This window comes from Brevundimonas nasdae, assembly GCF_016654005.1.
Classification (GTDB): Bacteria; Pseudomonadota; Alphaproteobacteria; order Caulobacterales; family Caulobacteraceae; genus Brevundimonas; species Brevundimonas nasdae.
Map to the genome: position 1 here is coordinate 130265 of NZ_JAEPWN010000001.1, position 22785 is coordinate 153049.

At 66.9% G+C, this 22785-nt stretch carries 21 protein-coding genes; 15 read left to right on the forward strand and 6 right to left on the reverse strand.

Annotated elements, in window-relative coordinates; genetic code table 11:
• Positions 1 to 83 precede the first annotated feature (83 nt).
• From JKF87_RS00625 to JKF87_RS00645, 5 genes are all read left to right on the forward strand, one after another.
• Complete coding sequence (locus tag JKF87_RS00625; RefSeq protein ID WP_201096406.1) at positions 84 to 839, forward strand: transaldolase; 756 nt, start codon at positions 84 to 86, stop codon at positions 837 to 839.
• A 2-nt stretch (positions 840 to 841) separates the two neighbouring features.
• The gene (locus tag JKF87_RS00630) at positions 842 to 1399 is read left to right on the forward strand and encodes a D-glycero-alpha-D-manno-heptose-1,7-bisphosphate 7-phosphatase (protein WP_201096407.1); all 558 of its coding nucleotides are present in this window, start codon (positions 842 to 844) and stop codon (positions 1397 to 1399) included.
• Between the two features lie 7 nt (positions 1400 to 1406).
• Positions 1407 to 2021 (forward strand): SIS domain-containing protein, encoded by a 615-nt coding sequence (locus tag JKF87_RS00635; RefSeq protein WP_201096409.1) that lies wholly within the window; start codon positions 1407 to 1409, stop codon positions 2019 to 2021.
• Positions 2022 to 2031: 10 nt separating this feature from the next.
• A complete protein-coding gene (locus JKF87_RS00640) occupies positions 2032 to 3039 on the forward strand; it encodes a GHMP family kinase ATP-binding protein (protein WP_201096412.1) in 1008 nt (335 codons plus the stop codon).
• A 732-nt stretch (positions 3040 to 3771) separates the two neighbouring features.
• The gene (locus tag JKF87_RS00645) at positions 3772 to 6249 is read left to right on the forward strand and encodes a TonB-dependent receptor plug domain-containing protein (protein ID WP_201096415.1); all 2478 of its coding nucleotides are present in this window, start codon (positions 3772 to 3774) and stop codon (positions 6247 to 6249) included.
• A 43-nt stretch (positions 6250 to 6292) separates the two neighbouring features.
• On the opposite strand, the gene JKF87_RS00650 is transcribed toward JKF87_RS00645, so the two are convergent.
• Positions 6293 to 8254: a hybrid sensor histidine kinase/response regulator gene (locus JKF87_RS00650; RefSeq protein WP_201096417.1), complete on the reverse strand. Its 1962-nt coding sequence runs from the start codon at positions 8252 to 8254 to the stop codon at positions 6293 to 6295.
• Positions 8255 to 8388: 134 nt separating this feature from the next.
• The gene (locus tag JKF87_RS00655; protein ID WP_201096419.1) at positions 8389 to 10038 is read right to left on the reverse strand and encodes an MDR family MFS transporter; all 1650 of its coding nucleotides are present in this window, start codon (positions 10036 to 10038) and stop codon (positions 8389 to 8391) included.
• A 101-nt stretch (positions 10039 to 10139) separates the two neighbouring features.
• Between JKF87_RS00655 and JKF87_RS00660 the strand changes: the two genes are divergently transcribed.
• On the forward strand, positions 10140 to 10313 hold the full coding sequence (locus JKF87_RS00660) for a DUF1328 family protein (RefSeq protein WP_201096421.1): 174 nt from the start codon (positions 10140 to 10142) through the stop codon (positions 10311 to 10313).
• A 256-nt stretch (positions 10314 to 10569) separates the two neighbouring features.
• Here JKF87_RS00660 and JKF87_RS00665 read toward each other — a convergent pair whose 3' ends face one another.
• The 3 genes from JKF87_RS00665 to JKF87_RS00675 form a co-directional block, all read right to left on the reverse strand.
• Positions 10570 to 12987 carry a TonB-dependent receptor gene (locus JKF87_RS00665; protein ID WP_201096423.1) on the reverse strand — a complete coding sequence of 806 codons (2418 nt, stop codon included), beginning with the start codon at positions 12985 to 12987 and terminating at the stop codon, positions 10570 to 10572.
• A 37-nt stretch (positions 12988 to 13024) separates the two neighbouring features.
• Complete coding sequence (locus tag JKF87_RS00670; protein ID WP_201096426.1) at positions 13025 to 14008, reverse strand: FecR family protein; 984 nt, start codon at positions 14006 to 14008, stop codon at positions 13025 to 13027.
• Positions 14009 to 14123: 115 nt separating this feature from the next.
• Positions 14124 to 14648, reverse strand: coding sequence for an RNA polymerase sigma factor (locus JKF87_RS00675; protein ID WP_236260999.1), 525 nt, complete (start codon positions 14646 to 14648; stop codon positions 14124 to 14126).
• 165 nt (positions 14649 to 14813) lie between these two features.
• Here JKF87_RS00675 and JKF87_RS00680 point away from each other — a divergent pair, with 165 nt between their 5' ends.
• Genes JKF87_RS00680 through JKF87_RS00695 form a run of 4 tightly spaced genes read left to right on the forward strand, consistent with a single transcriptional unit; the run spans position 14814 to position 18436 of the window.
• A complete protein-coding gene (locus tag JKF87_RS00680) occupies positions 14814 to 15776 on the forward strand; it encodes a hypothetical protein (RefSeq protein ID WP_236261000.1) in 963 nt (320 codons plus the stop codon).
• A gap of 9 nt (positions 15777 to 15785) precedes the next feature.
• Positions 15786 to 16709 (forward strand): glucosamine inositolphosphorylceramide transferase family protein, encoded by a 924-nt coding sequence (locus JKF87_RS00685; RefSeq protein ID WP_201096428.1) that lies wholly within the window; start codon positions 15786 to 15788, stop codon positions 16707 to 16709.
• A complete protein-coding gene (locus JKF87_RS00690) occupies positions 16706 to 17818 on the forward strand; it encodes a glycosyltransferase family 4 protein (RefSeq protein WP_201096430.1) in 1113 nt (370 codons plus the stop codon). Before JKF87_RS00685 ends, JKF87_RS00690 begins: the two co-directional genes overlap by 4 nt.
• A 24-nt stretch (positions 17819 to 17842) precedes the next feature.
• A complete protein-coding gene (locus JKF87_RS00695) occupies positions 17843 to 18436 on the forward strand; it encodes a class I SAM-dependent methyltransferase (protein WP_201096432.1) in 594 nt (197 codons plus the stop codon).
• 20 nt (positions 18437 to 18456) lie between these two features.
• On the opposite strand, the gene gcvA is transcribed toward JKF87_RS00695, so the two are convergent.
• Positions 18457 to 19335: a transcriptional regulator GcvA gene (gcvA, locus tag JKF87_RS00700; protein WP_201096434.1), complete on the reverse strand. Its 879-nt coding sequence runs from the start codon at positions 19333 to 19335 to the stop codon at positions 18457 to 18459.
• 111 nt (positions 19336 to 19446) lie between these two features.
• Between gcvA and JKF87_RS00705 the strand changes: the two genes are divergently transcribed.
• The 5 genes from JKF87_RS00705 (at position 19447) to JKF87_RS00725 (ending at position 22783) form a co-directional block, all read left to right on the forward strand.
• The gene (locus JKF87_RS00705; RefSeq protein ID WP_201096436.1) at positions 19447 to 19587 is read left to right on the forward strand and encodes a hypothetical protein; all 141 of its coding nucleotides are present in this window, start codon (positions 19447 to 19449) and stop codon (positions 19585 to 19587) included.
• Positions 19588 to 19750: 163 nt separating this feature from the next.
• Positions 19751 to 20587 (forward strand): ABC transporter substrate-binding protein, encoded by an 837-nt coding sequence (locus JKF87_RS00710; RefSeq protein ID WP_201096439.1) that lies wholly within the window; start codon positions 19751 to 19753, stop codon positions 20585 to 20587.
• An 8-nt stretch (positions 20588 to 20595) separates the two neighbouring features.
• Positions 20596 to 21327: an amino acid ABC transporter permease gene (locus tag JKF87_RS00715; RefSeq protein ID WP_201096442.1), complete on the forward strand. Its 732-nt coding sequence runs from the start codon at positions 20596 to 20598 to the stop codon at positions 21325 to 21327.
• Positions 21324 to 22010, forward strand: coding sequence for an amino acid ABC transporter permease (locus JKF87_RS00720; RefSeq protein ID WP_201096444.1), 687 nt, complete (start codon positions 21324 to 21326; stop codon positions 22008 to 22010). Before JKF87_RS00715 ends, JKF87_RS00720 begins: the two co-directional genes overlap by 4 nt.
• On the forward strand, positions 22007 to 22783 hold the full coding sequence (locus JKF87_RS00725) for an amino acid ABC transporter ATP-binding protein (RefSeq protein ID WP_236261001.1): 777 nt from the start codon (positions 22007 to 22009) through the stop codon (positions 22781 to 22783). The genes JKF87_RS00720 and JKF87_RS00725 overlap by 4 nt, the downstream gene beginning before the upstream one ends.
• Positions 22784 to 22785 lie beyond the last annotated feature (2 nt).

The following is a 22785-nucleotide window of genomic DNA, read 5'->3' on the forward strand; positions in this document are numbered from 1 at the left end:
CCGCGTTAACGAATTCAAAGAACAGTGCTCGTGCGGCACGTATCTTGGACATGAGAGAGCGCACGTTATTTCTAGGAACACCCATGCTCACCCAGGTCGATCAATCCGCTCTCGCTAAAGCGGCCCGCACGCCGTCGTTCGACGGGCTGAAGCTGTTCGGCGACGGCGCCAGCCTCGCGGACTTTTCGCGTCTGTATGATCAGGGGCATGTGACGGGTTTCACCACCAATCCGACCCTGATGTTCAAGGCCGGGATCACCGACTACGCCGATTTCGCGCGTCAGCTGATCACCCTGATCCCCGACATGCCGCTGTCGTTCGAGGTCTTCTCCGACGACTTCGCCGAGATGGAGCGTCAGGCCCGACTGATCGCCAGCTGGGGCGACAATGTCTATGTGAAGATCCCGATCACCAACACCAAGGGCCAGTCCAGCCTGCCGATGGCCAAGGCTCTGGCTGCTGACGGGGTCAAGCTGAACATCACCGCCATGCTGACGCTGGAGCAGGTCGCCGAGGCGATCGAGATTCTGGCCGACGACACCCCCGCCATCCTGTCGGTCTTCGCAGGCCGCATCGCCGACACCGGCGTCGACCCCGTGCCGGTCATGCGGGCCGCCGTCGCCATGGCGGCGCGCAAGCCCCTGGCCGAGGTGCTGTGGGCCTCGACCCGCGAGGTGCTGAACGTCTTCCAGGCCGCCGAATGCGGCTGCCACATCATCACCGCTACGCCGGACATCCTCAAGAAGCTGGACATGGCGGGCAAGGATCTGGCCGATCTGTCGCTGGACACCGTGGCCATGTTCCGCGCCGACGCCGTCGCCGCCGGGTTCAGCCTGTAATCATGTCCGGGCGCCCCGCCATATTTCTGGACCGCGACGGCGTGCTGAACGACGTCGTCTGGCGGGACGGCAAGCCTGCCTCGCCGCGAACCGTGGACGAACTGCGGATCGCGGACGGGGCGGCGGAGGCGGTGCGGGCCATGCGGGCGGCGGGTTACCTGACCTTCGTTGTCACCAACCAGCCCGACGTGCGGCGCGGCATGATGACGGCCCAGGCGCTGGACGCCATCCACGCCGCCCTGATCCAGACGGTTCCGGTGGACGAGGTGCGGGCCTGCCTGCACGACAACATCGACGCCTGCGATTGCCGCAAGCCCAAGGCCGGAATGCTGCTGGATCTGGCGGCGCGCTGGAACATCGACCTGTCCGCCAGCTGGATGGTCGGCGATATGGACCGCGATGTTCAGTGCGGCCGGGCGGCGGGCGCCCATACGGTTCTTCTGGGCCGTGACTACAACAGCGGGAGCGGCGCGGATGTCGTGGTCCCCGATCTTCGTCAGGCCGCGGCCTGGATTCTTCACACTTCGCTGGCGGCCTTGACGCCAGAACTTCAGGACTAAACAGCTCATGTTCGCTGATCATTTCTTCGCCGCCGCTGAAAAGGCGATGGCCGCCATCGACCGCAACGCCGTTGAGGCCATGGCCCAGCGCCTGGCCGAGGTGCGCGAGCGCGGCGGGCGCCTGTTCCTGATCGGCGTCGGCGGCAGCGCCGGCCACGCCAGCCACGCCACCAATGACTTCCGCAAGATCTGCGGCTTCGAGGCCTATTGCCCGACCGACAACGTCTCGGAACTGACCGCCCGCATCAATGATGAGGGCTGGGAAGGCACCTTCTCGACCTGGCTGGAGACCAGCCGCCTGAAGCCTGAAGACGGTCTGCTGATCTTCTCGGTCGGCGGCGGCAGCATCGAACCGCCCGTCAGCGCCAACATCGTGCGCGCCATCCAACTGGCCAAGTCGCGCGGCGCGACCGTGACCGGCATCGTCGGCCGCAACGGCGGCTATACGGCCCAGGCGGCGGACGCCTGCGTCGTCGTGCCGACCGTCGATCCCGAACTGATCACGCCGCTGGTCGAAGGTCTGGCCGCCGTGGTCTGGCACCTGCTGGTGTCCCACCCCGCTCTGGCCCTGCACAAGGGCCACTGGGAGCAGATTGCGCCCGTCGCCCCTCCGGCCGCCTGAGGCCCGCGTCATGATCACGACCCGCACGCCGCTGCGCGTCACCCTGGGGGGCGGCGGCACGGACCTGGAAAGCTATTACCGGCACGACGGCGGCTTCATCTTCGCGATGGCGCTGGACAAATACATCCGCGTCGTCGCCCACCGTCCGGCCTTCGACGACCGGGTCGTGGTCTATGGACCCCAGCCGGAGGTGTCGCACCGCGCCACCGAGGTGCAGCACGAACTGGTGCGCGCCGCCCTGATGGCGCACGGCTTTGATGACCGGGTCGAGACGGCGTCTCTGGCCGATATCGCGGGCGGCACGGGGCTGGGCTCCTCGTCCAGCTTTCTGGTCGGCTTCCTGAACGCTCTGCACGGGCTGAAGGGGCGCAAACCTTCGCCCCAGGCCCTGGCCGAGGAAGCCTGCGATCTTGAGATCCGCGTCCTGAACAAGGGCATCGGCAAGCAAGATCAGTATATGGCGGCCTTCGGCGGCCTGACCACGCTGGACATCGCGCCGGACGGTCAGGTGGTGGTCAAGCGCGTCGATCTGGATGCGGCGGTCGAGGCCGAGTTCATCGAACACACCCACATCTATTACACCGGCCTGCGCCGCGACGCCGCCGTAGTTCTGGCCGACCAGCACACGGCCATGCTGTCAGAGGCTGCGCCCCGCCGCGAGACGGTCAGCGACAGCCTGGGCTTCATCAAGGACCTGGGCTACCGCATCCGCGACGCCTGGACCGCGGGCGATCTGGACGGCTGGGGGCGGATGCTGGACGAGCACTGGACCCAGAAGAAGAAGCTGTCGGGCAAGATCAGCTGGTCCGCCGTCGACGACCTCTATGACCATGTGAAGCGCGACCTGGGCGTGACCGGCGGCAAGGTGATCGGGGCGGGCGGCGGCGGTTTCCTGATGCTGTTCCAGCCCGGCGACGGCGCCGAGCTTGAGGCCTATATGGCCGCCCAGAACATGCCGCGCCTGCGCTACGGCATCGACCGCACCGGCTCCAGCCAGATGGCGGAAGCGCCGCGATGATGGTGCGGGCGGGGCGCCAGAAATCTACAGTCGAACCCGTCCTGCGGTGCGGCCCGTCGGCGGCGATGCAGAGACTTTGACAGCGGGCATAGGGGGATGCGTTCGACCTTCTGCCCAACCCCGTCAGAGCCGCGAAGACTAGGGCCGCGAAGACTTCTGACGGGGAAACCAGTCATCGCCGACGAATTGCGGCTCGGGCCGGGTTTCGCCTCCATGAGGATGACGGGCTAGGCTTGCGTCCTGTCATGATTTCTCGCCCTCCAGTTTCCAGCTCGCTGAGGCGATGCAGGACGCCGCTGTGAATGACGCCGTCCGAGCGACGCGAACGCTGTAAAATTCCATATATTTGAACGCGGTGGAGATTCTCCGCCGTGATTTGAGCCCAGTGCGGCGTGCTAGAGCTGCCCATGCGATGCATTCGGACGCGTGCAGGTTGCCTTGAAAACTGATGATAACGACAGTATTTCTAAAAAGCTTCACCGTTGACCGCGGCCCTGTGGTCGCGATGATGGGGATGATCTGACGGGGGCGTCAGTTCGACGACTGACTTAAAGGGGATCACGAATGCGCATCATCCGATGTCGAGACATCGAGGCTCTGACACGGCTTTAGGCCGGGTTTTCGGCACATCCGCTGTCACCAGCGGCCACGTAACACACGACAGCAGACGGAAGGCGACGGCACGAACCGATCGCCCGGGCTTGTCATGTTTTCTGTTCAAGGGGATTTTTCATGAGACAATTCACCGGCCATCGCGCCCTTCTGTTCGCCGCCGCATCGACAGCGGTTCTGACGATCGCGACCGGCGCCGCCGCCCAAAGCGCAGGCGCGCCCAGCGCCTCTGATGTTGACGAAGTCGTCGTCACCGGCACGCGCGTTCCGGGCCGCACCCGTCTGGACACCCTGGTGCCCGTCGACGTCGTCACCAGCGAAGCGCTGCAGCAGCGCGGCACGACCGAACTGGCGTCGCAGTTGGCCGTCGCCGTGCCGTCCATCGCCTTCCCGCGCCCGTCGCTGACCGACGGCACGGACTCGGTGCGTCCGGCGACCCTGCGCGGACAGGGACCGGACCAGACCCTGGTGCTGGTGAACGGCATCCGCCGCCACGTCTCGGCCCAGGTGAACACCAACGGCACGGTCGGGCGCGGCTCGGCCCCGGTCGATCTGAACGCCATCCCCAGTTCGGCCCTGGACCGGGTTGAAGTGCTGCGCGACGGCGCATCGGCCCAATACGGCTCGGACGCCATTGCGGGCGTGATCAACCTGCGTCTGCGCGAAGCCTCCAGCGGCGGCGGGGCCTCGGCGACCTATGGTTCGTATCTCTCCAGCGTGAACCTGCCCAATGCGGGCAAGAAGGACTTCACCGACGGCAAGCAACTGACGGTTTCGGCCTGGCAGGGCTTCGCCCTGGGCGCCGACGGCTTCCTGACGGTGTCGGCGGAATACCGCGACCGCGACTACAGCAACCGCGCGGACCTGAACCCGACCGCCGTGCCGCAGCGGATCACGGGCCGATTCGGCGACCCGGAAAGCACCGACTGGTCGATCTACGCCAACGCCGGAAAGCCGCTGAACGCCAGTTGGTCGGCCTATGGCTGGGCGGGCTATCAGGAGCGTTCGGCCCTGTCGGCGGCCAGCTATCGCAATCCGCTGACCCAGCCGACGCAGAGCGTGCCGGAAATCTTCCCGGACGGCTATCTGCCGCTGATCGGCGTGGACACCCAGGACCTGACGGCCAACGGCGGCGTGCGCGGACAGGCGGGCGGCTTCGATATCGACGTCAGCCTGGGCTATGGCCGCAACGCGCTGGACTACAGCGTCCACGACACCATCAACGCCTCATACGGCGCCCAGTCCAAGACCGACTTCTACGCCGGTTCGGTGACCTATGACCAACTGGTGTTCGGCATCGACGCCAACCGCGCCTATGAGGTGGGTCTGGCCGGTCCGTTGAACGTGGCCTTTGGTCTGGAGGCCCGCCGCGAAACCTATGAGATCGGCGCGGGCGAGCCCCAGTCGTATGATCGCGGCCCGGTGGCGGGCAAGGGGTCGGCGTCGCAGGGCTATGGCGGTTTCGCGCCCTCCAACGTCCTGTCCAAGAACCGCAGCAATGTCGGCGTCTATCTCGATGTCGAAGGCGAACTGGTCGAGAACTTCACCGCCTCGGCGGCCTTGCGGTACGAAAACTACTCGGACTTCGGCGACACCCTGACGGGCAAGGTCGCCGGGCGCTACGACTTCAATCCGCACCTGGCCGTGCGCGGCGCGGTGTCGACGGGCTTCCGTGCGCCCAGCCTGCAGCAGCAGTATTTCACCCAGACCTCGATCACCCTGGTGCCGCCTGCGACGCCGGGCGGTCCGACCACCTTCACCGAATCCGGCACCTTCCCCTCCAACAGCGTCATCGGGCGCGCACTGGGTGGAACGGATCTGGAGCCGGAAACCTCGGTCAACTATTCGCTGGGCACCGTGTGGCGCTACGGCGGGTTCGAGCTGACCATCGACGCCTATCAGATCAATGTCGAAGACCGGATCATCCTGTCGGGTCTGCTCAGCGGCAACCGCACGGCGGCGGCGGGAACCAACGCCAAGATCATCGCTGATCTGCTGGACTCGGTGCCGGGCGGCGCCACCTCGGCCCGCTTCTTCATCAACGGCGTCGACAGCAAGACCAAGGGCATCGACATCGTCGGCCGCTATCGCTGGAACAGCGCCGATGTCGGCCGGTTCGACTTCACGGTCGCGGGCAACATCAATGACTTCAAGGTCACCCGCTACCCGACGACGCGCACCTTCTCCTCGACCACGGTCCTGCCGCAGGAGGTCGATCTGTTCGACCGCCGCGAGCGCGTCCGCTTCGAGCGGGGCGTGCCGCAGTGGAAGGTCAACTTCCAGACGGACTGGAGCTATGAGGCGTTCGGCGTGACGGCCCGCACCACCTTCTATGGCGACACCCTGAACGCAGGCACGCCTGCGGATGGCAGCGGCGACGTGCGCACGGGCGTGCGCGGCGTGGTCGATCTGGAGGGACGCTACACCCTGTCGAACGGCGTGGTGCTGGCCCTGGGCGCGGACAATCTGCTGGACACCTATCCGAAGAAGACGCCGGCCGCCTTCCTGGGGTCGACGGGCGGTTCGCCCTATTCGTCCTTCTCGCCTTTCGGCTTCAACGGGCGGTTCGTCTATGGCCGCGTCAGCGTGAAGTGGTGATTGCGGGCGCGGGGGGCGGGTTTCGGTCCGCCCCCTGCGCGCCTCAGCCCAGCCATTTGGACAGGACGGCCAGTAGCAGCGGCATCTGAAGCGGCTTGGCCAGATGGTCGTCCATCCCGGCGGCCCGGCAGTGGGCGATCTGCTCCGGCTGGACATTGGCGGTCAGGGCGATGACGGGGATGCGGCGGTCGCCGGGGGCTTCCAGACGACGGATCTCGCGCGTGGCGGTCAGGCCGTCCATCACCGGCATCTGCACGTCCATCAGCACCAGATCATAGGCGCCGGACCGCAGGGCGTTCAGCGCCTCTGCGCCATTGTCGACCGTGGTCGCCTGGACGCCCAGCTTGGTCAGGATTGTCGAGAACAGCTCGCGGTTGGCCTGGGTGTCGTCCACCACCAGAATGCGCGGCTGACCCTTCAGGCCGCCGATCTCATCCCTAAGGGGCGCGGCGGCCCCGACGCTGAGCGGCAGGCCGACCTCGAACGAGAAGGTCGACCCCTCGCCCAGCTGGCTGACCGCCGACAGACGGCCGCCCATCGCCTCGACCAGACATCTGGAGATCGCCAGCCCCAGGCCGGTGCCGCCGTACAGGCGCGTGGTCGAGGGGTCCGCCTGGGCGAAACGCTCGAACACATTGGCCAGGGTGTCCGGCGTCATGCCTATGCCGGTGTCGGTCACCGTGATCTTCAGGCGCCAGTCGTCATGATCGCCCGGATGTCCCCCCACGTGCAGGCAGACCGCGCCCTGGGCCGTGAACTTGGCGGCGTTGCCCAGCAGGTTCAGCAGCACCTGACGCAGCCGCCCTTCGTCGCCCAGCAGAGAGGCGGGCAGGGCGGGGTCGACGGCGACCTGCAGCGCCAGTCCCTTGGCGGCGCACTGGGTCTCGATGATCTCCCTGACGTCGTCGGTCAACTGGACCGGATTGAAAGGGCGGGGGTCCAGGTCGATGGCCCCCTTCTCCAGCTTGGAATAGTCCAGCACGTCGTTGATGACGGCCAGCAGCGCCTTCGACGCCGTGGCGATGCGGTGGACATAGCCGCGCTCCGTCTCCGGCAGGGCCTTGCTGGAGGTCAGCAGGTTGGAGAAGCCCAGAACGCTGGTCAGGGGCGTGCGCAGTTCGTGGCTCATGTTGGCCAGGAACTCGCTCTTGGCGGCGGCGGCGCTTTCGGCCCGCTCCTTGGCCTCGCGCAGTTCGGCCTCCATCGCCTTGCGGTCGCTGATGTCGCGGATGACGACGATGGCGTCTTCACGCCCGTGTTGCGCGTTGACGGTGGCCCTGAAGGTGCACTCGACCCAGATGACCGTGCCGTCGCGGTGGACGGCGCGGTGCTCCAGACGATTCTGCTCGCCCGTTCTCAGCGCGTCCTGGATCGCCTTGCTGACCTTCCTGCGGTCGGGCGGATAGACGTAGTCGAGCGGATCGCCCGACATCTCCTCCAGTGTCCAGCCCAACAGATTATAGATGGCGGGCGAGATGTATTTGCTTGTGCCGTCGGGCCGGACGCGGGTGATGACGTCGGCGACGTTGTCGGCCAGCAGCTTGTAGCGCGCCTCATCCTTGCGGGCCTGGATCACCTGCTGCTCCAGGTCGGTGATGTCGGTCACCGCGCCGAAGATGGCCTTCAGGGCGCCGTCTGGGGCCAGTTCAGGGCGCGCCTGGACCATGACGTGCCTTTGCACGCCGTCGTGCCGGTTCAGGCGCAGGCGGTAATGTTGTTCTTGTCCGGTGGCGACCACCTGCTGGATCGCCGCAGCCATCCGGGCGCGGTCCTCCTCTGGAAACATGGTGCGGAAGGTTTCAAGACTGGGCTCGCCGTCCGCCGGGTTCAGCCCGTGCAGCCGAAAGGTCGTGTCGGTCCATTTGATCGCGCGGGTGGCCCAGTCGATGCGCCAGTGGCCCACCCCCGCCATGTCCAGGACCGCCAGCCGCTCGTCGCACAGGCAGTCCCGCGCGACCTCCTCACGCTGTTCGTCCCCGTCAGGCGATGCCTTAATGGGGTCCATACTGCTGTGAATGGGGGACATCGCGATACTCCGGCGATTGCCGGGCTATCAATCTCCGGCAAATTCTTTGTTACCGAAACGGGCTGGCGCCGATCAGCGCACGAATATTTTACTCTTTGGGCGGGTCATGCGGCTCAGCTTGCGGGTGGTTCGCCGGGCGCCTCGCCCAGGGCGCGCACGTTCAGGGGCTCGGGTCTGCGGCTGGCCTGCAAAGGCAGGTCTGGCACAAGCAGGGTGGCGGCGAAGCCCAGCAGACAGACGATGAACCCGGCGAAGATGACGCCCAGGATGGCGCTGCTGACCGCCTCCCGCACTTCGGGATCGACGGCGACGGGGGCGCCGTTCCGGGTCGACTGATGGGCCTCGACCGCCATCCGCTCCAGTTCGGCCAGCGACAGGGTGCGGACCTGGGCGGTCGGTTCGGCGTTCGGGGCGGTCTTCATCGGGGCGGCCAGATTGTGGGTCAGGACAGCGCCGAAGACCGCCACCCCGACGGTCGACCCGACCTGACGGAAGAACTGGCCCGCGCTGGTCACCACGCCCAGCTTGTCGCGCGGCACGGCGTTCTGGGTCGCCAGGTTGAACACGCTCTGCGCCGGGCCAAGCCCCAGACCCAGCAGGGTCACGCGCCACATGATGTCGAACAGGCCTGCGTCCGACGGCGTCTGCGACAGCAGGAAGGCGGCGAACGCCGTCAGGGCCGCGCCTGCGACCATGACCATCTTGTAGCGGCCGATCCTGTTGACCAGGAAGCCGCTGGCCGTCGCGGTCAGGATCAGGCCCAGCGTCAGCGGCGTCATGGCCAGTCCGCTGGTGGTCGCCGCCAGACCCAGACCCGTCTGCAGATAAAGCGGCAGGAAGGACACCATGCCCATGAAGGCCATGAACATCAAAAAGGCCGCCAGGTTGGCCGTGGCGAAGGTGCGGTTCTTGAACAGGTCCAGCGATATGATGGGGTTGCCGACCCGCGCCTCCACGATCAGGAAGACGACCAGCGACGCCGCAGCCAGGGCGAACAGGCCCAGGATGTGCGGCGCATTCCAGCCCGCCATGCCGCCCCAGCTCAGGGCCAGCAGCAGGGGCACGAAGGTGGTGATCAGAAGCGCGGCCCCGGCGAAGTCGATCTTGCCGCCCACACGATGTGTCAGGCGCGGCATCTTCACCAGGATCATGAACAGGGCCAGGCCCGCCAGCGGCAGGTTGATGTAGAAGACCCAGCGCCAGCCCGCGACCTCGTAGCCCAGCAGATGGGCGGTCGGCAGGTCGGTGAAGAAGCCGCCGATCAGGGGGCCGATCACGCTGGCCAGACCGAAGGTGGAGCCGAACAGGCCGCCCAGCTTGGCCCGCTCACGCGGCGGGAACAGATCGGCGATGACGGCGAAGGCCGAGGTGATCAGGGCGGCGCCGCCCAGACCCTGAATGGCGCGGAAGACGATCAGCTGGACCATGCCGCCGCCCAGCAGCGGCAGGTCGCCGAACTCGCCCGACAGCCCGCACAGCACCGAGCCGATGATGAAGATGGCGATGCCCACCACCAGGATCGGCTTGCGGCCATAGATGTCCGACAGCTTGCCATAGATCGGCACCATGACCGTCGAGGCCAGCAGATAGGCGGTGGTCACCCAGGGATAGAGCTCAAGCCCCGAAAGCTGGGCCACGATCCGCGGCATGGCGGTCGAGACGATGGTCTGGTCCAGCGCGGACAACAGGAAGACGATCATCAACCCGATCAGGGTCACGCGCTTTTCGAGAGGCGAGAAGGTCTGGGGTTCGCTGTGCGTCATGACGCCGCACATGACGCAGGTTTTTGGTCTTGTCCATGAAATGCCATCTTCTGGAACCGGCCCGGCATCGAATCGTTCGTCTCCCATCAAGGAGAGACGACATGCTGAAATGGGCTTTGATTTTTGCGGTGATCGCCATCGTCGCCGGTCTGCTGGGCTTTGGCGGCATTGCAGGGGCGGCGGCGGGCATCGCCAAGTTCCTGGCGGTGCTGGCGTTGATCGTCTTCGCCGTGTTCCTGATCCTGGGCTTCACGGTGGCCAAGAAGGTCACCTGATCGGGACCGGATTCTGATCGTCGGACGGCGGCTCGCAAGGGCCGCCGTCTTGCGTTTGACGCCTAGCCTAATCGATATTCGTGTGGCTGATCTCTCAGATTGTCATTCCGGGGCTGAGCGAAGCGATGAACCCGGAACCCAGGGCTACGGTCGCGCCCCTTAAACGCATCCCCCCGCCGGATGAGAGTCTCCTGGGTTCCGGGTTCGCCCTGCGGACGCCCCGGAATGACGCTTGTGGGACGAAGCTCGACTGGCTCTAGTTCGTCGTCCAGGTCAGGGTCAGGCCGATGGTGCGCGGACGCAGCGGCGTGGTGGTCAGGGCCTCGGGCAGGCGGAAGGGATCGCCGAAGGCAAAGGTGTTGGCTGAGGTGTTGAAGGGGTTGGTGACATAGGCGCTGGCCCGCCAGTGCCCCGTCTCGACGCCGATTGAGGCGCGGGCCGTGACATAGTCCCCCATCTTGTGGCGTTTCTCGGCGTCGAAGGTCAGGCGCGACGGCCCGACATAGGCGACGGACCCATCGGCGATCAGGTCCATCCGGTCGCTCATCGGACGGCGCCAGCTGACGTTGATGTTGGTCGACACCGCAGGCACGCCCGGCAGGCCCGAGTTGCCCTTTGAGTTGAACAGGTCGTTCGACTTGGTGACCCGCGGATGGGCCAGCAGGGCGTTGGTTCGGATCTCCAGGCTTTCGATAGGGCGCCAGTTCGCCTCGATCTCCAGCCCGGTGTTGGCCCCGTCGCCCACATTGACCGTGTAGGACAGGCCGCTGGGCAGGAACTGGTCGCTCTGCAGGTTGCGCCAGTCGGCGTAGAACAGGGCCGCGCGCATCTGGATGCGTCCATCCTGCATCACGCCCTTGGCGCCGAACTCATAGTTCCATAGCGAGTCTCCGCCATAGGCGCGCAAGGGCTTGACCACGGCGCTGGCGAATAGGTCGTTGATGGGGCCGGCGGTGTTGAAACCCCCGGCGCGGTGGCCCTGGCTGATCTGGCCGTAAAAGGACCAGTTGTCGTCAGGCCGCCAGCTCAAGGCCAGTTTGGGCGAGAAGCCGGACGTGCGGCCCTTACCGTCGAACGGGCGCTCATCCTTGCCCTGACGGACCATGGAGGCGGTCTCGTAATCGACGACATAATAGCGCCCGCCGACAATCAGGCTGAGGTCGTCGGTCAGGTCATAGGTCGCCTGGGCGAAGCCGGCGAACTCGCTTTGCCAGTCCTGGCGGTGTTCGTCATAGACGGCGTACTGCGTCGGCCACAGGGCGGTCAGGTCGACGTTGTTCTCGATCACCGTGTCGGACCAGAACAGGCCGGTCAGCCAGCGCAGACGCTGGCCGCGCGGCGAACTATAGGCGATGTCCAGCACGTTCAGGTCGATGTCGCGGTGGTCGTCCAGGGCGCCGATGCGTCCGTTGGAGCCGAAGAATTTCAGGCCGCTGGAGGCGTCATACCGGCTGACGAAGGAATGGCTGACCCGCGCCGCCGTGGCCTCCAGACGACCCCAGTCGCCATTGCCCACCAGGCGGGCGTAACCCATGCTGAAGATGTTCTCGTGCGGCTCGCGCACCAGGTTCTCGCGCCGGGCGCCGTTGACGGTGCGGTAGATGTAGTGGGTGTCTTCGGTCTTGATCTGCTGGCCCACCCCGCCGCCTGACAGGTTCCATTCGGGCGTGAGGTCGAAACTGTAGGACAGGCGCCCGCCCGAGCGTCGGCCGTTGTTCACCCGGCGCAGGTTCAGGGCTTCGTCGTCGATATAGCCGCCCGTCTCCTCCTCATAGGCGACCAGCCGCACCGCGCCCCGACCGTCAAACAGCGGCAGGTTGCCCACGATCGCCGTCTCCCCGCTGGGATCGCCGCCCCGCGTGTCGGCATAGCCCGCCGACAGGCTGAGCAGGCGTTTTTCCGTGTCCGGCGCCTGGGGCACGATGCGCAGCACCCCGCCGATGGGGCCGGTGCCGTACAGCACGCCCTGCGGGCCGCGCACCACCTCGACCCGGTTGATGTCGATCAGCTTCAGGTCCGGGTCCGGGGCGCTGTAGGTCAGGGGGACGCGGTTCAGATAAAGACCGACAGTGGACTGGGTCTGGCCGGTGAAGGCGCCGTCCGACATTCCGCGCAGCAGGATCTTGTTCCGGCCCGATCCCAGATTGGTCACCGTCATGCCCGCGACAAGGGCGCTGAGATCCGAGGCGCCGACCGCGCCGCTTTCGATGATCTGCTGGCCGGTGAAGGCGGTCAGGGCGGTGGGGGCGGTCTGGGGCGATTCCGAACTGCGGGTGGCGGTGACGATGACGTCGCTCAGCGTCGGGCTGAGGGCCGTAACCGGCGCAGGCGGGCGGGCGGCGGGCGCGGGCGGCGCTGGCGGCGGGGCGGCCGGGCGCGCCGCGCGGCGGATGATGACCGCGCCGTCGGGGCGGATCTGATAGACGCAGTTGCTGTCGGCCAGCACGCGCGTCAGGGCCGTATCCAGCCGCATGGACCCGGTCAGACGGGGCGAGGCGCCGGTGCAGGCCGCCACATCGCCGCCCAGCGACACCCGGGCCTGAACCGCCAGGTCCAGCAGGGCGCCGCGCACCGTCTGGGCGGGGATGTTAGCGCTGAAGGTTCGGGGCGACGAGGCAAGCGCAGGCGACGCCGCAAGCAGCAGCGTCACCAGGCCGCCAAGGGCCGGCTCCATCAAGCCACGCATGTGCGACGAAGGCTAGGCGATCAGCCTAGCCGGGGACGCGTGCGGACAGGCGCACTTCGGTCGGGGTGCGCTCTACGGTGACGGGAGAAAAGTCGCGAAGTTGAGCCAACATGGTCGTTTCATCTGCAATGCGCAGGGCGCCCGTGAAACGAAGGCCTCGCGCGGAGGCGGCCACTGTAAACGGCTTGTCGAAATAGCGCGACAGGTCACGACTGATATCGGCGATGGAGGCGTCGCGGTAAACCAGAACGCCGCTGCTCCAGCTGGAGACGCTGTCGGCGTCGACGGCACCCAGTTCTACGGCGTCGCCGCCGACCTGATGCAGTCGCTGGCCCGCCGTCAGGCGCACGGGCGCGCTGGCCGACTTCGGCTGGACGGAGACGACGCCCCGCTCCACGCCGATGACGAAATCATCATTGTGGCTGACGATGTTGAAGGCGGTGCCGATCACGCGGACCTCGCGCCCGTCCGCCTCGACCGTGAAGGGGCGGCCGGCGTCATGCGCCACGTCGAAGGCGGCCTCGCCGTCCTTCAGCGCCACCTGGCGGCGGCCGTCGTTGAAACGGACCTGCAGGCTGGAATGGCGGTTCAGTTTGACGGTCGATCCGTCTTCCAGCGTGATGGTCTGCGGCGCGTCCTGGGTCTGATAGGTGAGGGGCCGATCCATGAACTGGGGCCACAGGCCCGCCGTCAGGGCAGCCGCCGCCGCTATGCCGACAACCGGGAACAGCCAGGCGCGACGGCGCGTCACGCGCACATCGTCGTTGGCCGCGCGCCGCAGCGGCGTCACCGTGGTCATGGGGACGACGGCGGGCGCGACGGGTTCGGCGGCCAGGGCGTCGTCCAGATCGACCCAGACCTGCTCCAGCGCGTCATAGGCGGTGCGGTGCGCGGGCGAGACGGCGATCCAGTCGCCGAAGGCGCGCCAGTCGGCCTCCGACGCCTCGACGTCGCTCAGGCGCACGAACCAGGTCAGCGCCTGCTCCTCGACTTGCCTGTGCTGCGTCATGCGCCCGCCCATCCCTGTGCTGCACCATGCAGCACCCATGGATACGACGTCGCCACGCGGGCGGCGCCTCCAAGAATACTGTCACCGACGGGTGAGCGGGTGTCGAGACGTCTGCTCATTTGCGCATCCTCGCGGCCAGAATACGCAGGGCGTCCATCATGTGCTTCTCGACAGAACTGCGGGATATGCCCTGTTTTTCAGCGACCTCGGCGTAGCTGAGGCCGTCGAACTTGTGCAGCCGAAAGATCGTGCGGGTCTTTTCAGGCAGCTGCTCCAGCGCCGTCATCAGGGTCTGCAGCCGCTGGCGTCCCGCGACCACGGCCTCGGCCGAGGGGGCGTCATCGACGTCGTCGCCGTCTTCGGCGCCGTGCATGGCCACCCGCCAGGCGCCGTCGCGCGCCGCTGAACGGCGGCTGGAGCGCCACCGGTCCAGCAACAGATTGTTGGTCAGGCGATAGAGGTAGGCGCGCGGATCACGGATTTCGGCGTCCGCCGGGGTGCGCGACACCTTCAGAAACAGTTCCTGCAGGACATCCTCGACATCGCCGCGTCCGCCCAGCCGCGACGCCGCGAACCGACCCAGATCGTCGCGCATCTCAAGATAGACGGTGGTGAGGCGGGGCGGGTCGAACGGGGGCAAACTGAACTCATCTCCGCTGGACGCCCATGCGCGTGTCGCCAGGCGCAGCACAGCCTGTTCGAACTGCGTTTGTTTAATGCCGTGGCGAAAGTCGTGAGGCAAGCGCCAGATGGCGGCGTCATCTGAGTCGAGGGGCCGCAAGAGCCGCAAACTCGATCGAGGACGATGATGACGACCGTTGCGCCGAAAACCGCCTATCTCGGCTGGCTTTCCCGCGTATTGGCGTCGGCGAAAAAGGTCGCGCCCGAACGGACCGAGCGCGCCGATCTCGTGCTGGGCTATGCGACGGGCTATGACGCGGCGGTGATCGCGCCCTTCGTGCGCTCGCTGCGGTCGTGGTTCGACGGAACCATCGCCCTGGTGGTCGACCGGCGCGACGATGTCCTGGCCCTGCTGGAAGAACACGAGGTCGTCGCCGTCCATCCCGAACCGACTGCGGGCTGGGAGCCTCATGCGGTGGTGGCGCGCTTTTCCGCCTATGCCGACCTGATCGAACGCTGGCCCGATGCGGACAGCGTCTTTGTGACCGACGTGCGCGACGTCGTCTTTCAGGGCGATCCGTTCGCGCCGCGTCCGGCGCAGATGGAAGTCTTCAACGAGTGGGACGGCGGCGACCTGGGCGCCCACGCCTTCAACACCAAACATCTGACCGCCGTGTTCGGCGAGGACATCGCCGCCAGCCTGGCCGACAAAGCCTGCCTGTGCGTCGGCACCATCATCGGTCCGCGCGACGACGTGCTGCGCCTGTGCCGCACCATGCTGATGCTGGCAGCCATTCCTCGCTCAGAAATCGGTGGGGCCTTCGGGGCCGATCAGGCCGTCTTCAACATGGCCATCCACTACGGACTGGTCCGGGCGTCGGTCCAGCCCAACTATCGCCGGGTCGCCACCATCGGCATGACGCCGGGGGATATGCTGCACTTCCATGAGGGCAGGGTGGTCAATCCCACGGGCGGTTTCAGTCCCATCGTCCACCAGCACGACCGCCATCCGCATCTGGCCGACCCCATCCATACGCTATGGGGCAAGGGCTTGCGCTACTGCGGGCGCACTAAGTCCAAGACGGCGGCGGATCGGGGTCTGCGGCTGCAACGGTCCCTGATGCGGCGTCTGCCGGAACTTCGCTGAGCGCACGCCATGTATGACGAATGGCGGGTCGGCTTCGCCCGGCGACCGATAAACCATGTGCTTGAGCCGGAGGCGCTGACGGCGGACGCAATCGTCTGGCTGCCGCCGTGCCCGCGCAGTTTCCAGTTCATCGCCGACCCGTTCGGGATCGAGCGCGACGGGGTGACGACGATCTTCGTCGAGGGCTTCGACTATCGCGTGCGGCGGGGGGAAATCCATTACTATCAGTACCGAGGCGACGACCTGATCGGGCAGGGGCTGGCGCTGGCCGAGCCGTTCCACCTGTCCTATCCCAGTCTGATCGAGGACGGCGGCGAACTGTATATGCTGCCGGAAGGCTACAAGAGCGGCGGCCTGACCCTGTATCGGTGCGAGCGTTTCCCGGATCGCTGGACGCCGGTTCAGCGCCTGCTGGACCTGCCCGCCATCGACGCGACCGTGGTCAAGCATGACGGGCGGTGGTGGATGTTCCACGCCCTGCCGGGACCGGACGACCGGGCCATGCGTCAACTGCACGTCGCCTATGCCGACGACCTGAAGGGGCCGTGGACGTCGCATCCCGGCAATCCGGTCCGGACGGGGTTCCTGGAATCGCGGCCGGGCGGGACGGCGTTCGCGCATGAGGGCGTCCTTTATCTGCCGGTGCAGGAATGCCGCCCGACCTATGGCGCAGCGATCCGGCTGCTGAGGATCGACGCCCTGACCCCGACCGACTTCGCCGCCAGCCTGGTGCACAGGATCACGCCGAAGGGGCTGTTGGACGGGTTCGCCGACGGGCTGCACACGGTGTCGGGCGATGATCGGCTGACGGTCATCGACGTGAAGGGGCTGCGTCGGTCGCCGGCCGAGAAGCGGATCAAGCTGCAGTACAAGTTGCGTCGCCTGTTCGGGCTGAACGGTCCGCGTCGGCGCAACCAAGCGGATGCGGCATGAAGATCGCCGTCGTCCTGCCGCGCGGCAGCCTGTTCGACGTCGGCAAGATCAATTCGATGGAGCGGGTCGCCCTGACCCTGAACCATTGGAGCCGTTTCAGCGCCGACATCCGTTTCGTCTGCGAGGAGGGGGCGGCCAACCCCGCCGCGCCGGATCAGACCCTGTTCGTGCCGTCCGGTCTGGGCAAGCGGGGCCACACCGCCGCCGTGGTCGCGGCGCTGGAGGCCTTCCAGCCCGACGTGATCGAATATCACCAGCAGCTGGCCGGGGCGGCGGACATCGCCAGGCGCCTGCCGGGGCGTGTGCACGTCCTTTATCGCCACACGCGGTTCAAGCCCGCCTCCAACCTGATCGACCGCTGGCGCTATCATGCGCGGCTGAAGGCGTTCGATCGGCTGATCTTCGTCAGCAAGGCGGCGCGCGAAGAGTTCCTGCGCGACTATCCGGGGTTCGGCGCCGCCGCCGTGGTGATCTGCAATCCCATCGACGTCGAGGTCTGGCGCGGGGATGCGGGCAAGCGCGAAAACCTGATCTTCTTCTCCGGCCGCACGCTGGAGGAGAAGGGGGTCGATTCCTTCTGCGCGGCCCTGGCCGAGACGCTGGACCAGGCGCCCGACTGGCGCGGCGCCTTGATGCTGGGCGAGTGGGAGCGGAACAGGGACTGGGCCGAGCCGCACCTGCGCGCACTGGACCGGTTCGGCGACCGGGTTGAAATCCACAGGTCCGCGTCGCCTGATCAGGTCATCACCGTGGCCCGCCGCGCCGCCATCGCCGTCGTGCCCTCGCGCGTCGCCGAAGCCCTGGGCCTGACCGCGCTGGAGGCCCATGCGGCGGGCGCGGCCCTGATCTCGTCAGGGCGAGGGGGCTTGCGCGAGGCCAGCGGCCCGCACGCCATCTATGTCGATCCGCCCGAGGCCGACGGGCTGGCTGCGGCCATGCAGCATCTTGTCCGCCATGACGCCGAACGGGCAGACATGGCGCGTGAGGCCCAGGCCTTCGTCGCCCAGACCCATGCGCCCGCCCTGCGCGCCGCAGAACTGGACGATCTGCGTCTGCGCCTGACCGAAAGCCGTTCCCTAGCCACCCGTCGACCGCGCCCCGCGCATTAGTCCGACCCTGACCAGGCCTGTTTGATGACCGATCTCCTGTCCGCCCTGTCCGTTCGGTTTGAAGGCCTGTTCCAGCGTCGCAAGAGGGGCGCGGATCGCATCCGCGACCTGCCCGACCGCCGCCTGCTGGCCTCGGCCTATATTCCGGCGCTGGCGGCGCGTGGCGGGCGCATCCTGTGGGTCGGGTGCCGGGCCTATACGGCTGAGGATTATCCGGCGCTGGAGCAGTGGGGCGCCGAGGTCTGGACCACCGACATAGACCCCAAGGCCGCGCGCTGGGGCCGGGCAGGCCGTCACCAGACCGGCGACCTGTGCCAGATCGACCAGGTCTTCGACGACCTGCGCTTCGACGCCATCGTCTGCAACGGGGTGCTGGGCTTCGGCGTGGATTCACCCGCGTCGCAGGAACAGGCCATGACGGCCATGGCGGGCATTCTGAAGCCGGGCGGACTGCTGCTGCTGGGCTGGAACAACGACAAGATCGATGATCCGCTGAAACTGTCCGCGACGGGACGTTTCTTCACCACCGGCCATATCGGCAGCCAGCCGCCGCGCGTGCGCTTCGACGACGTCACCCATGTCTATGACACGCTGGAGCTGGCGCGTCCGGTTCACTGAAAGCGGGCAGCCGGGGCGGATCAGCCGTCCATTTCGGTCAGCAGCCAGTCGCGGAACCGCTTGATCTTGGGCACCGAGCGCCGATGCTGCTGGCACACGATCCAGTAGGCGTGGCCCAGGGTCGAAACCTGGTCGAACAGCCGCACCAGCCGCCCTTCGGCCATGTCCATGCGCCAGAAGAAGGGGCTGAGGATCGCCACCCCCTGACCGGCCATGGCGGCGTGTCCGTCATTGGCCTGGGAGTCCAGACGCACGCCCGGAACGTTCAGGGGGCGGGCGTCGATGCCGGCGTCGCTCAGCCATTGCCGCCACGCCGGGTCATGGGCGCTGATCAGGGGTAGGCGGGTCAGATCCTGGGGCGTCAGATGGCCGCCGTGGCGCTTCAGGAAGGCGGGGCTGCACATGGGGGTGAAGTCCTGGGTCAGCAGCCGGTGCGCATCCAGCCCCTCCCACGGGCCGATGCCCGAGCGGATGGCGACATCCAGACCCTCTGAGGCAAAGTCCGACAGGCTGTTGTTGACCAGCAGGCGCACGGCCATTTCGGGATGATCCATCTGGAAACTGCCCAAACGCCAGGCCAGCCAGGCGTTGGCGAAGGTCTGGGTGGTGGAGATGGTCAGGGTGCCCTGATCCTCGGCCCGCAGTTCGGCGAAGGCGGCCTCGATCTCGTCCAGTCCGCGTCCGATGCCCGCCGCCGCCCGACGCGCGGCGTCGGTCAGGATGACGCGGCGTTTCTCGCGCCGGAACAACTGCATCCCCAGTCGTTCCTCCAGCAGCCGGATCTGGTGGCTGACCGCCGCCTGGGTCATGCCCAGTTCATTAGCCGCTGTGGTGAAGTTCTCATGCCGGGCGGCGGCTTCGAACACGCGGACGGCGGCGAGGGGCGGAAGCGGGCGCATGGCAGATGATAATCACAGCTTATCATCTGCGTCGATCCATTCGTTGGCGGAAGGTCCGGGTTTGTGATGAATTGCGATCAGTCCTCCCCGACTGAAACAAGGTTCCTCCCCATGACCCTGCATCACGCACACGCCCCGTCCGCCCTCCACCGTCTGTCCCTGACGGCTGCCCTGCGCAAGTTTGCCAAAGGCTGGCTGGACGCCTCGAAAGCCTACGTCGCAACTCAGTATCGCCGCCCCTGGGCTTCGTGATCGCGTCGTCGGCGGCCAGCACGTCTGCGTACCGGACCCCCACGTTCGGATAGGCGTGCTGGCCAATATCTTTTCTAAAACCGGGTCAGTTTTTCTGCGGTTGACCCTGCGGCCCCGGTCGCTGATCGGTCCCGGACCTTCTCCCGTCCTGAGGTAATGACCGATGCGTCTGGCACTGACCGCCATAACCCTGATGATGACGCTGGCTGTCGCCGCCTGCGGGCGCAATGACGCGCCGCAGGATCGTCTCGCCGCCATCCGCCAGGCCGGGGTGTTGCGGGTCGCCACCTTCGACAGCAATCCGCCCTTCGGCTCGGTCAATCCGACCACCCGCAAGATCGAGGGGCTGGACGTCGACTATGCCCAGGCCCTGGCCGACAAGCTGGGGGTCAAGCTGGAGATCACCCCGACCAATCCGGCCAACCGCATTCCCCTGCTGGCGTCGGGCAAGGTCGATCTGGTTCTGGCCAATTTCACCATCACCGAGGAGCGGGCCAAACAGGTGGATTTCTCGATCCCCTATTTCGCCTCTGGCCAGCAGTTCATCGCCAAGACCGGAACCCTGACCTCGCCCGACCAGCTGAACGGCCTGCGCATCGGCGTGGACAAGGGCACGGTCAACGAGATCAATCTGCGTGAGAAATATCCGCAGGCTGTTCTGGTCGCTTATGACGACACCCCCTTCGCCTTCACCGCCCTTCGCAACGGCAATGTGCAGGCCATCAGCCAGGACGGACCCAAGCTGATCGGCGTGCTGGCCAATGCGCCCGACGCCTCGGGCTATGAAATCCCGGCCTTCTCCATCTCGCAGGACCTGATCGGCGTGGGCATTCCCAAGGGGCAGGCGGCGCTGAAGACCTTCGTCGACACCACCCTGGTCGAGCTGGAGGCCAGCGGTCAGGCCCAGCGCATCTATGACCGCTGGTTCGGTCCCGACACCCGCACGCCCCTGGCGCGCTCGTACCGGATCGGTGAAAGCGCGGCTGTCGCCGCCCACTGATTTTCTCGATGTTCGACGGGTTTCTTGCGCCGCGTTACATCGGCTGGATGATCGACGGCCTGGGGGTGACCCTGGGCCTGTCGGCTTTGGCGTCGGTGATCGCTCTGGTGCTGGGTTTTGTGCTGTGCGTGCTGCGTCTGTCGCCGTCCAGGCCGGTGGCGGGTCTGGCCGCCGCCTGGCTGTCGGCGTTTCGCAACACGCCGCTGCTGGTGCAGTTGTTCTTCTGGTATTTCGGGGTGTCGGCCCTGCTGCCTGACAGTCTGATGGCGTGGCTGAATGCGCCGCACCGCATCGGCGTCGAGGCCTTCGGGGCGCCATGGCCGCCGTTCGAGATGCTGGCGGGCCTTTTGGGCCTGTCCCTCTACAGCGCCGCCTTCATGGCCGAGGAGTTCCGCGCCGGCATCTACAGCGTGGCGCCGGGCCAGACGGCTGCGGGCCGCGCGCTGGGCATGACCTCGACCCAGATCTGGATATCCATCATCCTGCCCCAGGCCGTCCGCATCGCCCGTGCGCCGCTGGCGGGACAGGTGATGAATGTGGTCAAGAACTCGTCCCTGACCATGGCCATCGGTCTGGCCGAACTGTCCTATGCCGCGCGTCAGGTCGAGACCGAGACGTTCCAGGCGTTTCAGGCCTTTGGTCTGGCGACCCTGTTCTACATCGGGGCGGTGGCCCTGATCGGCGGGTTCAGCCAGCTGGCGTGGGGGCGTTCGAGCCCGCCGACGGGGGCTGCGCGATGAACCCCTCCGTCATCACCGACAATCTGATCTATTTCCTGGTCGGACCGTGGCCGCAGGGACCGCTGGGCGGCGCGGCCCTGACCGTGATCCTGACGGTGCTGTCGGCGGCCCTATCCGGGGTTCTGGGGCTGGTGTTCGGCGTCCTGCTGTCGGTGCTGCGCGGGCCATGGCTGGCGGTGCTAAGGCTGGGGCTGGGCCTGTTCCGGGCCATTCCGGTGCTGATGCTGATCTTCTGGATCTATTTCCTGGCGCCGATCGCCTTTGGTCTGGACGTGCCGGGCGTGGGTTCGGTCGTTGCCGCCCTGTCCCTGATCGGCGGGGCCTATCTGGCCCATACGGTACATGCGGGGATCGAGGCCCTGCCGCGCGGTCAGTGGGCGGCGGCCTCTGCGCTGGGCTTGTCGCGCCGCCAGACCCTGTGGCTGGTCGTGGCCCCTCAGGTTCTGCCCCGCATGGCGCCCTCTGTCGTCAACCAGTGGATCGCCCTGACCAAGGACACTTCGCTGGCCTATGTGATCGGGGTCGCCGAGCTGTCGTTCGTCGCCACCCAGGTTTCGAACCGCGTCATGGTCTATCCCGCCGAAATCTATCTGTTCGTCGCCGTCCTCTATTTCATTCTGTGCGCGGGGTTTGAGCTCGCCGCCGGACGGCTGGCGCGTCGCTACCGGAGCCTGCCCGCATGACCGCCCCCGCCGATGAGCCCCCCGCCGACGTCCCGGTCGTGATCGATATTCAGGGCGTCAGCAAATGGTATGGCGCCTTCCAGGTGCTGAACGACTGCGCCCTGTCGGTGCGGCGGGGCGAGGTGCTGGTCATCTGCGGCCCGTCCGGTTCGGGCAAGTCCACCCTGCTGAAGACCGTCAACGGGCTGGAGGCGTTTCAGCAGGGGGCGGTGACCGTGGACGGCGTTCGGCTGGACGACCCCAAGGTCGACCTGACCCGCCTGCGCAGCCGCGTCGGCATGGTGTTCCAGCATTTCGAGCTGTTTCCTCACCTGACGGTCATGCAGAACCTGACCCTGGCCCAGGTGAAGGTGCTGGGCCGGTCCCAGGCCGAGGCCCAGGCGCGCGGCCTGATCTATCTGGAGCGGGTCGGCCTGATCGACCACCGCGACAAACGCCCCGCCCAGCTGTCGGGCGGCCAGCAGCAGCGCGTCGCCATCGCCCGCGCCCTGTGCATGGACCCGGTGGTCATGCTGTTCGACGAGCCGACCTCCTCGCTGGACCCCGAGATGGTCGCCGAGGTTCTGGACGTCATGGCCGGTCTGGCCGCGGACGGCATGACCATGATCTGCGTCACGCACGAGATGGGCTTCGCCCGCCGTGTCGCCGATCGCGTGGTCTTCATGGACGAGGGGCGGATTCTGGACGACGCGCCCGCCAAGGCCTTCTTTGCTGAGGGCGGCGTGCGCAGCCCGCGCGCCGACGCCTTCCTGAACCGCCTGCTGCGCTACTGAGC

Bases quoted from the DNA above. Each gene is read 5' to 3' on its own strand.
- JKF87_RS00625 (WP_201096406.1), top strand. From the start codon at position 84: ATGCTCACCCAGGTCGATCAATCCGCTCTCGCTAAAGCGGCCCGCACG.
- JKF87_RS00630 (WP_201096407.1), top strand. From the start codon at position 842: ATGTCCGGGCGCCCCGCCATATTTCTGGACCGCGACGGCGTGCTGAAC.
- JKF87_RS00635 (WP_201096409.1), top strand. From the start codon at position 1,407: ATGTTCGCTGATCATTTCTTCGCCGCCGCTGAAAAGGCGATGGCCGCC.
- JKF87_RS00640 (WP_201096412.1), top strand. From the start codon at position 2,032: ATGATCACGACCCGCACGCCGCTGCGCGTCACCCTGGGGGGCGGCGGC.
- JKF87_RS00645 (WP_201096415.1), top strand. From the start codon at position 3,772: ATGAGACAATTCACCGGCCATCGCGCCCTTCTGTTCGCCGCCGCATCG.
- JKF87_RS00650 (WP_201096417.1), bottom strand. From the start codon at position 8,254: ATGGACCCCATTAAGGCATCGCCTGACGGGGACGAACAGCGTGAGGAG.
- JKF87_RS00655 (WP_201096419.1), bottom strand. From the start codon at position 10,038: ATGACGCACAGCGAACCCCAGACCTTCTCGCCTCTCGAAAAGCGCGTG.
- JKF87_RS00660 (WP_201096421.1), top strand. From the start codon at position 10,140: ATGCTGAAATGGGCTTTGATTTTTGCGGTGATCGCCATCGTCGCCGGT.
- JKF87_RS00665 (WP_201096423.1), bottom strand. From the start codon at position 12,987: ATGGAGCCGGCCCTTGGCGGCCTGGTGACGCTGCTGCTTGCGGCGTCG.
- JKF87_RS00670 (WP_201096426.1), bottom strand. From the start codon at position 14,008: ATGACGCAGCACAGGCAAGTCGAGGAGCAGGCGCTGACCTGGTTCGTG.
- JKF87_RS00680 (WP_236261000.1), top strand. From the start codon at position 14,814: ATGATGACGACCGTTGCGCCGAAAACCGCCTATCTCGGCTGGCTTTCC.
- JKF87_RS00685 (WP_201096428.1), top strand. From the start codon at position 15,786: ATGTATGACGAATGGCGGGTCGGCTTCGCCCGGCGACCGATAAACCAT.
- JKF87_RS00690 (WP_201096430.1), top strand. From the start codon at position 16,706: ATGAAGATCGCCGTCGTCCTGCCGCGCGGCAGCCTGTTCGACGTCGGC.
- JKF87_RS00695 (WP_201096432.1), top strand. From the start codon at position 17,843: ATGACCGATCTCCTGTCCGCCCTGTCCGTTCGGTTTGAAGGCCTGTTC.
- gcvA (WP_201096434.1), bottom strand. From the start codon at position 19,335: ATGCGCCCGCTTCCGCCCCTCGCCGCCGTCCGCGTGTTCGAAGCCGCC.
- JKF87_RS00705 (WP_201096436.1), top strand. From the start codon at position 19,447: ATGACCCTGCATCACGCACACGCCCCGTCCGCCCTCCACCGTCTGTCC.
- JKF87_RS00710 (WP_201096439.1), top strand. From the start codon at position 19,751: ATGCGTCTGGCACTGACCGCCATAACCCTGATGATGACGCTGGCTGTC.
- JKF87_RS00715 (WP_201096442.1), top strand. From the start codon at position 20,596: ATGTTCGACGGGTTTCTTGCGCCGCGTTACATCGGCTGGATGATCGAC.
- JKF87_RS00720 (WP_201096444.1), top strand. From the start codon at position 21,324: ATGAACCCCTCCGTCATCACCGACAATCTGATCTATTTCCTGGTCGGA.
- JKF87_RS00725 (WP_236261001.1), top strand. From the start codon at position 22,007: ATGACCGCCCCCGCCGATGAGCCCCCCGCCGACGTCCCGGTCGTGATC.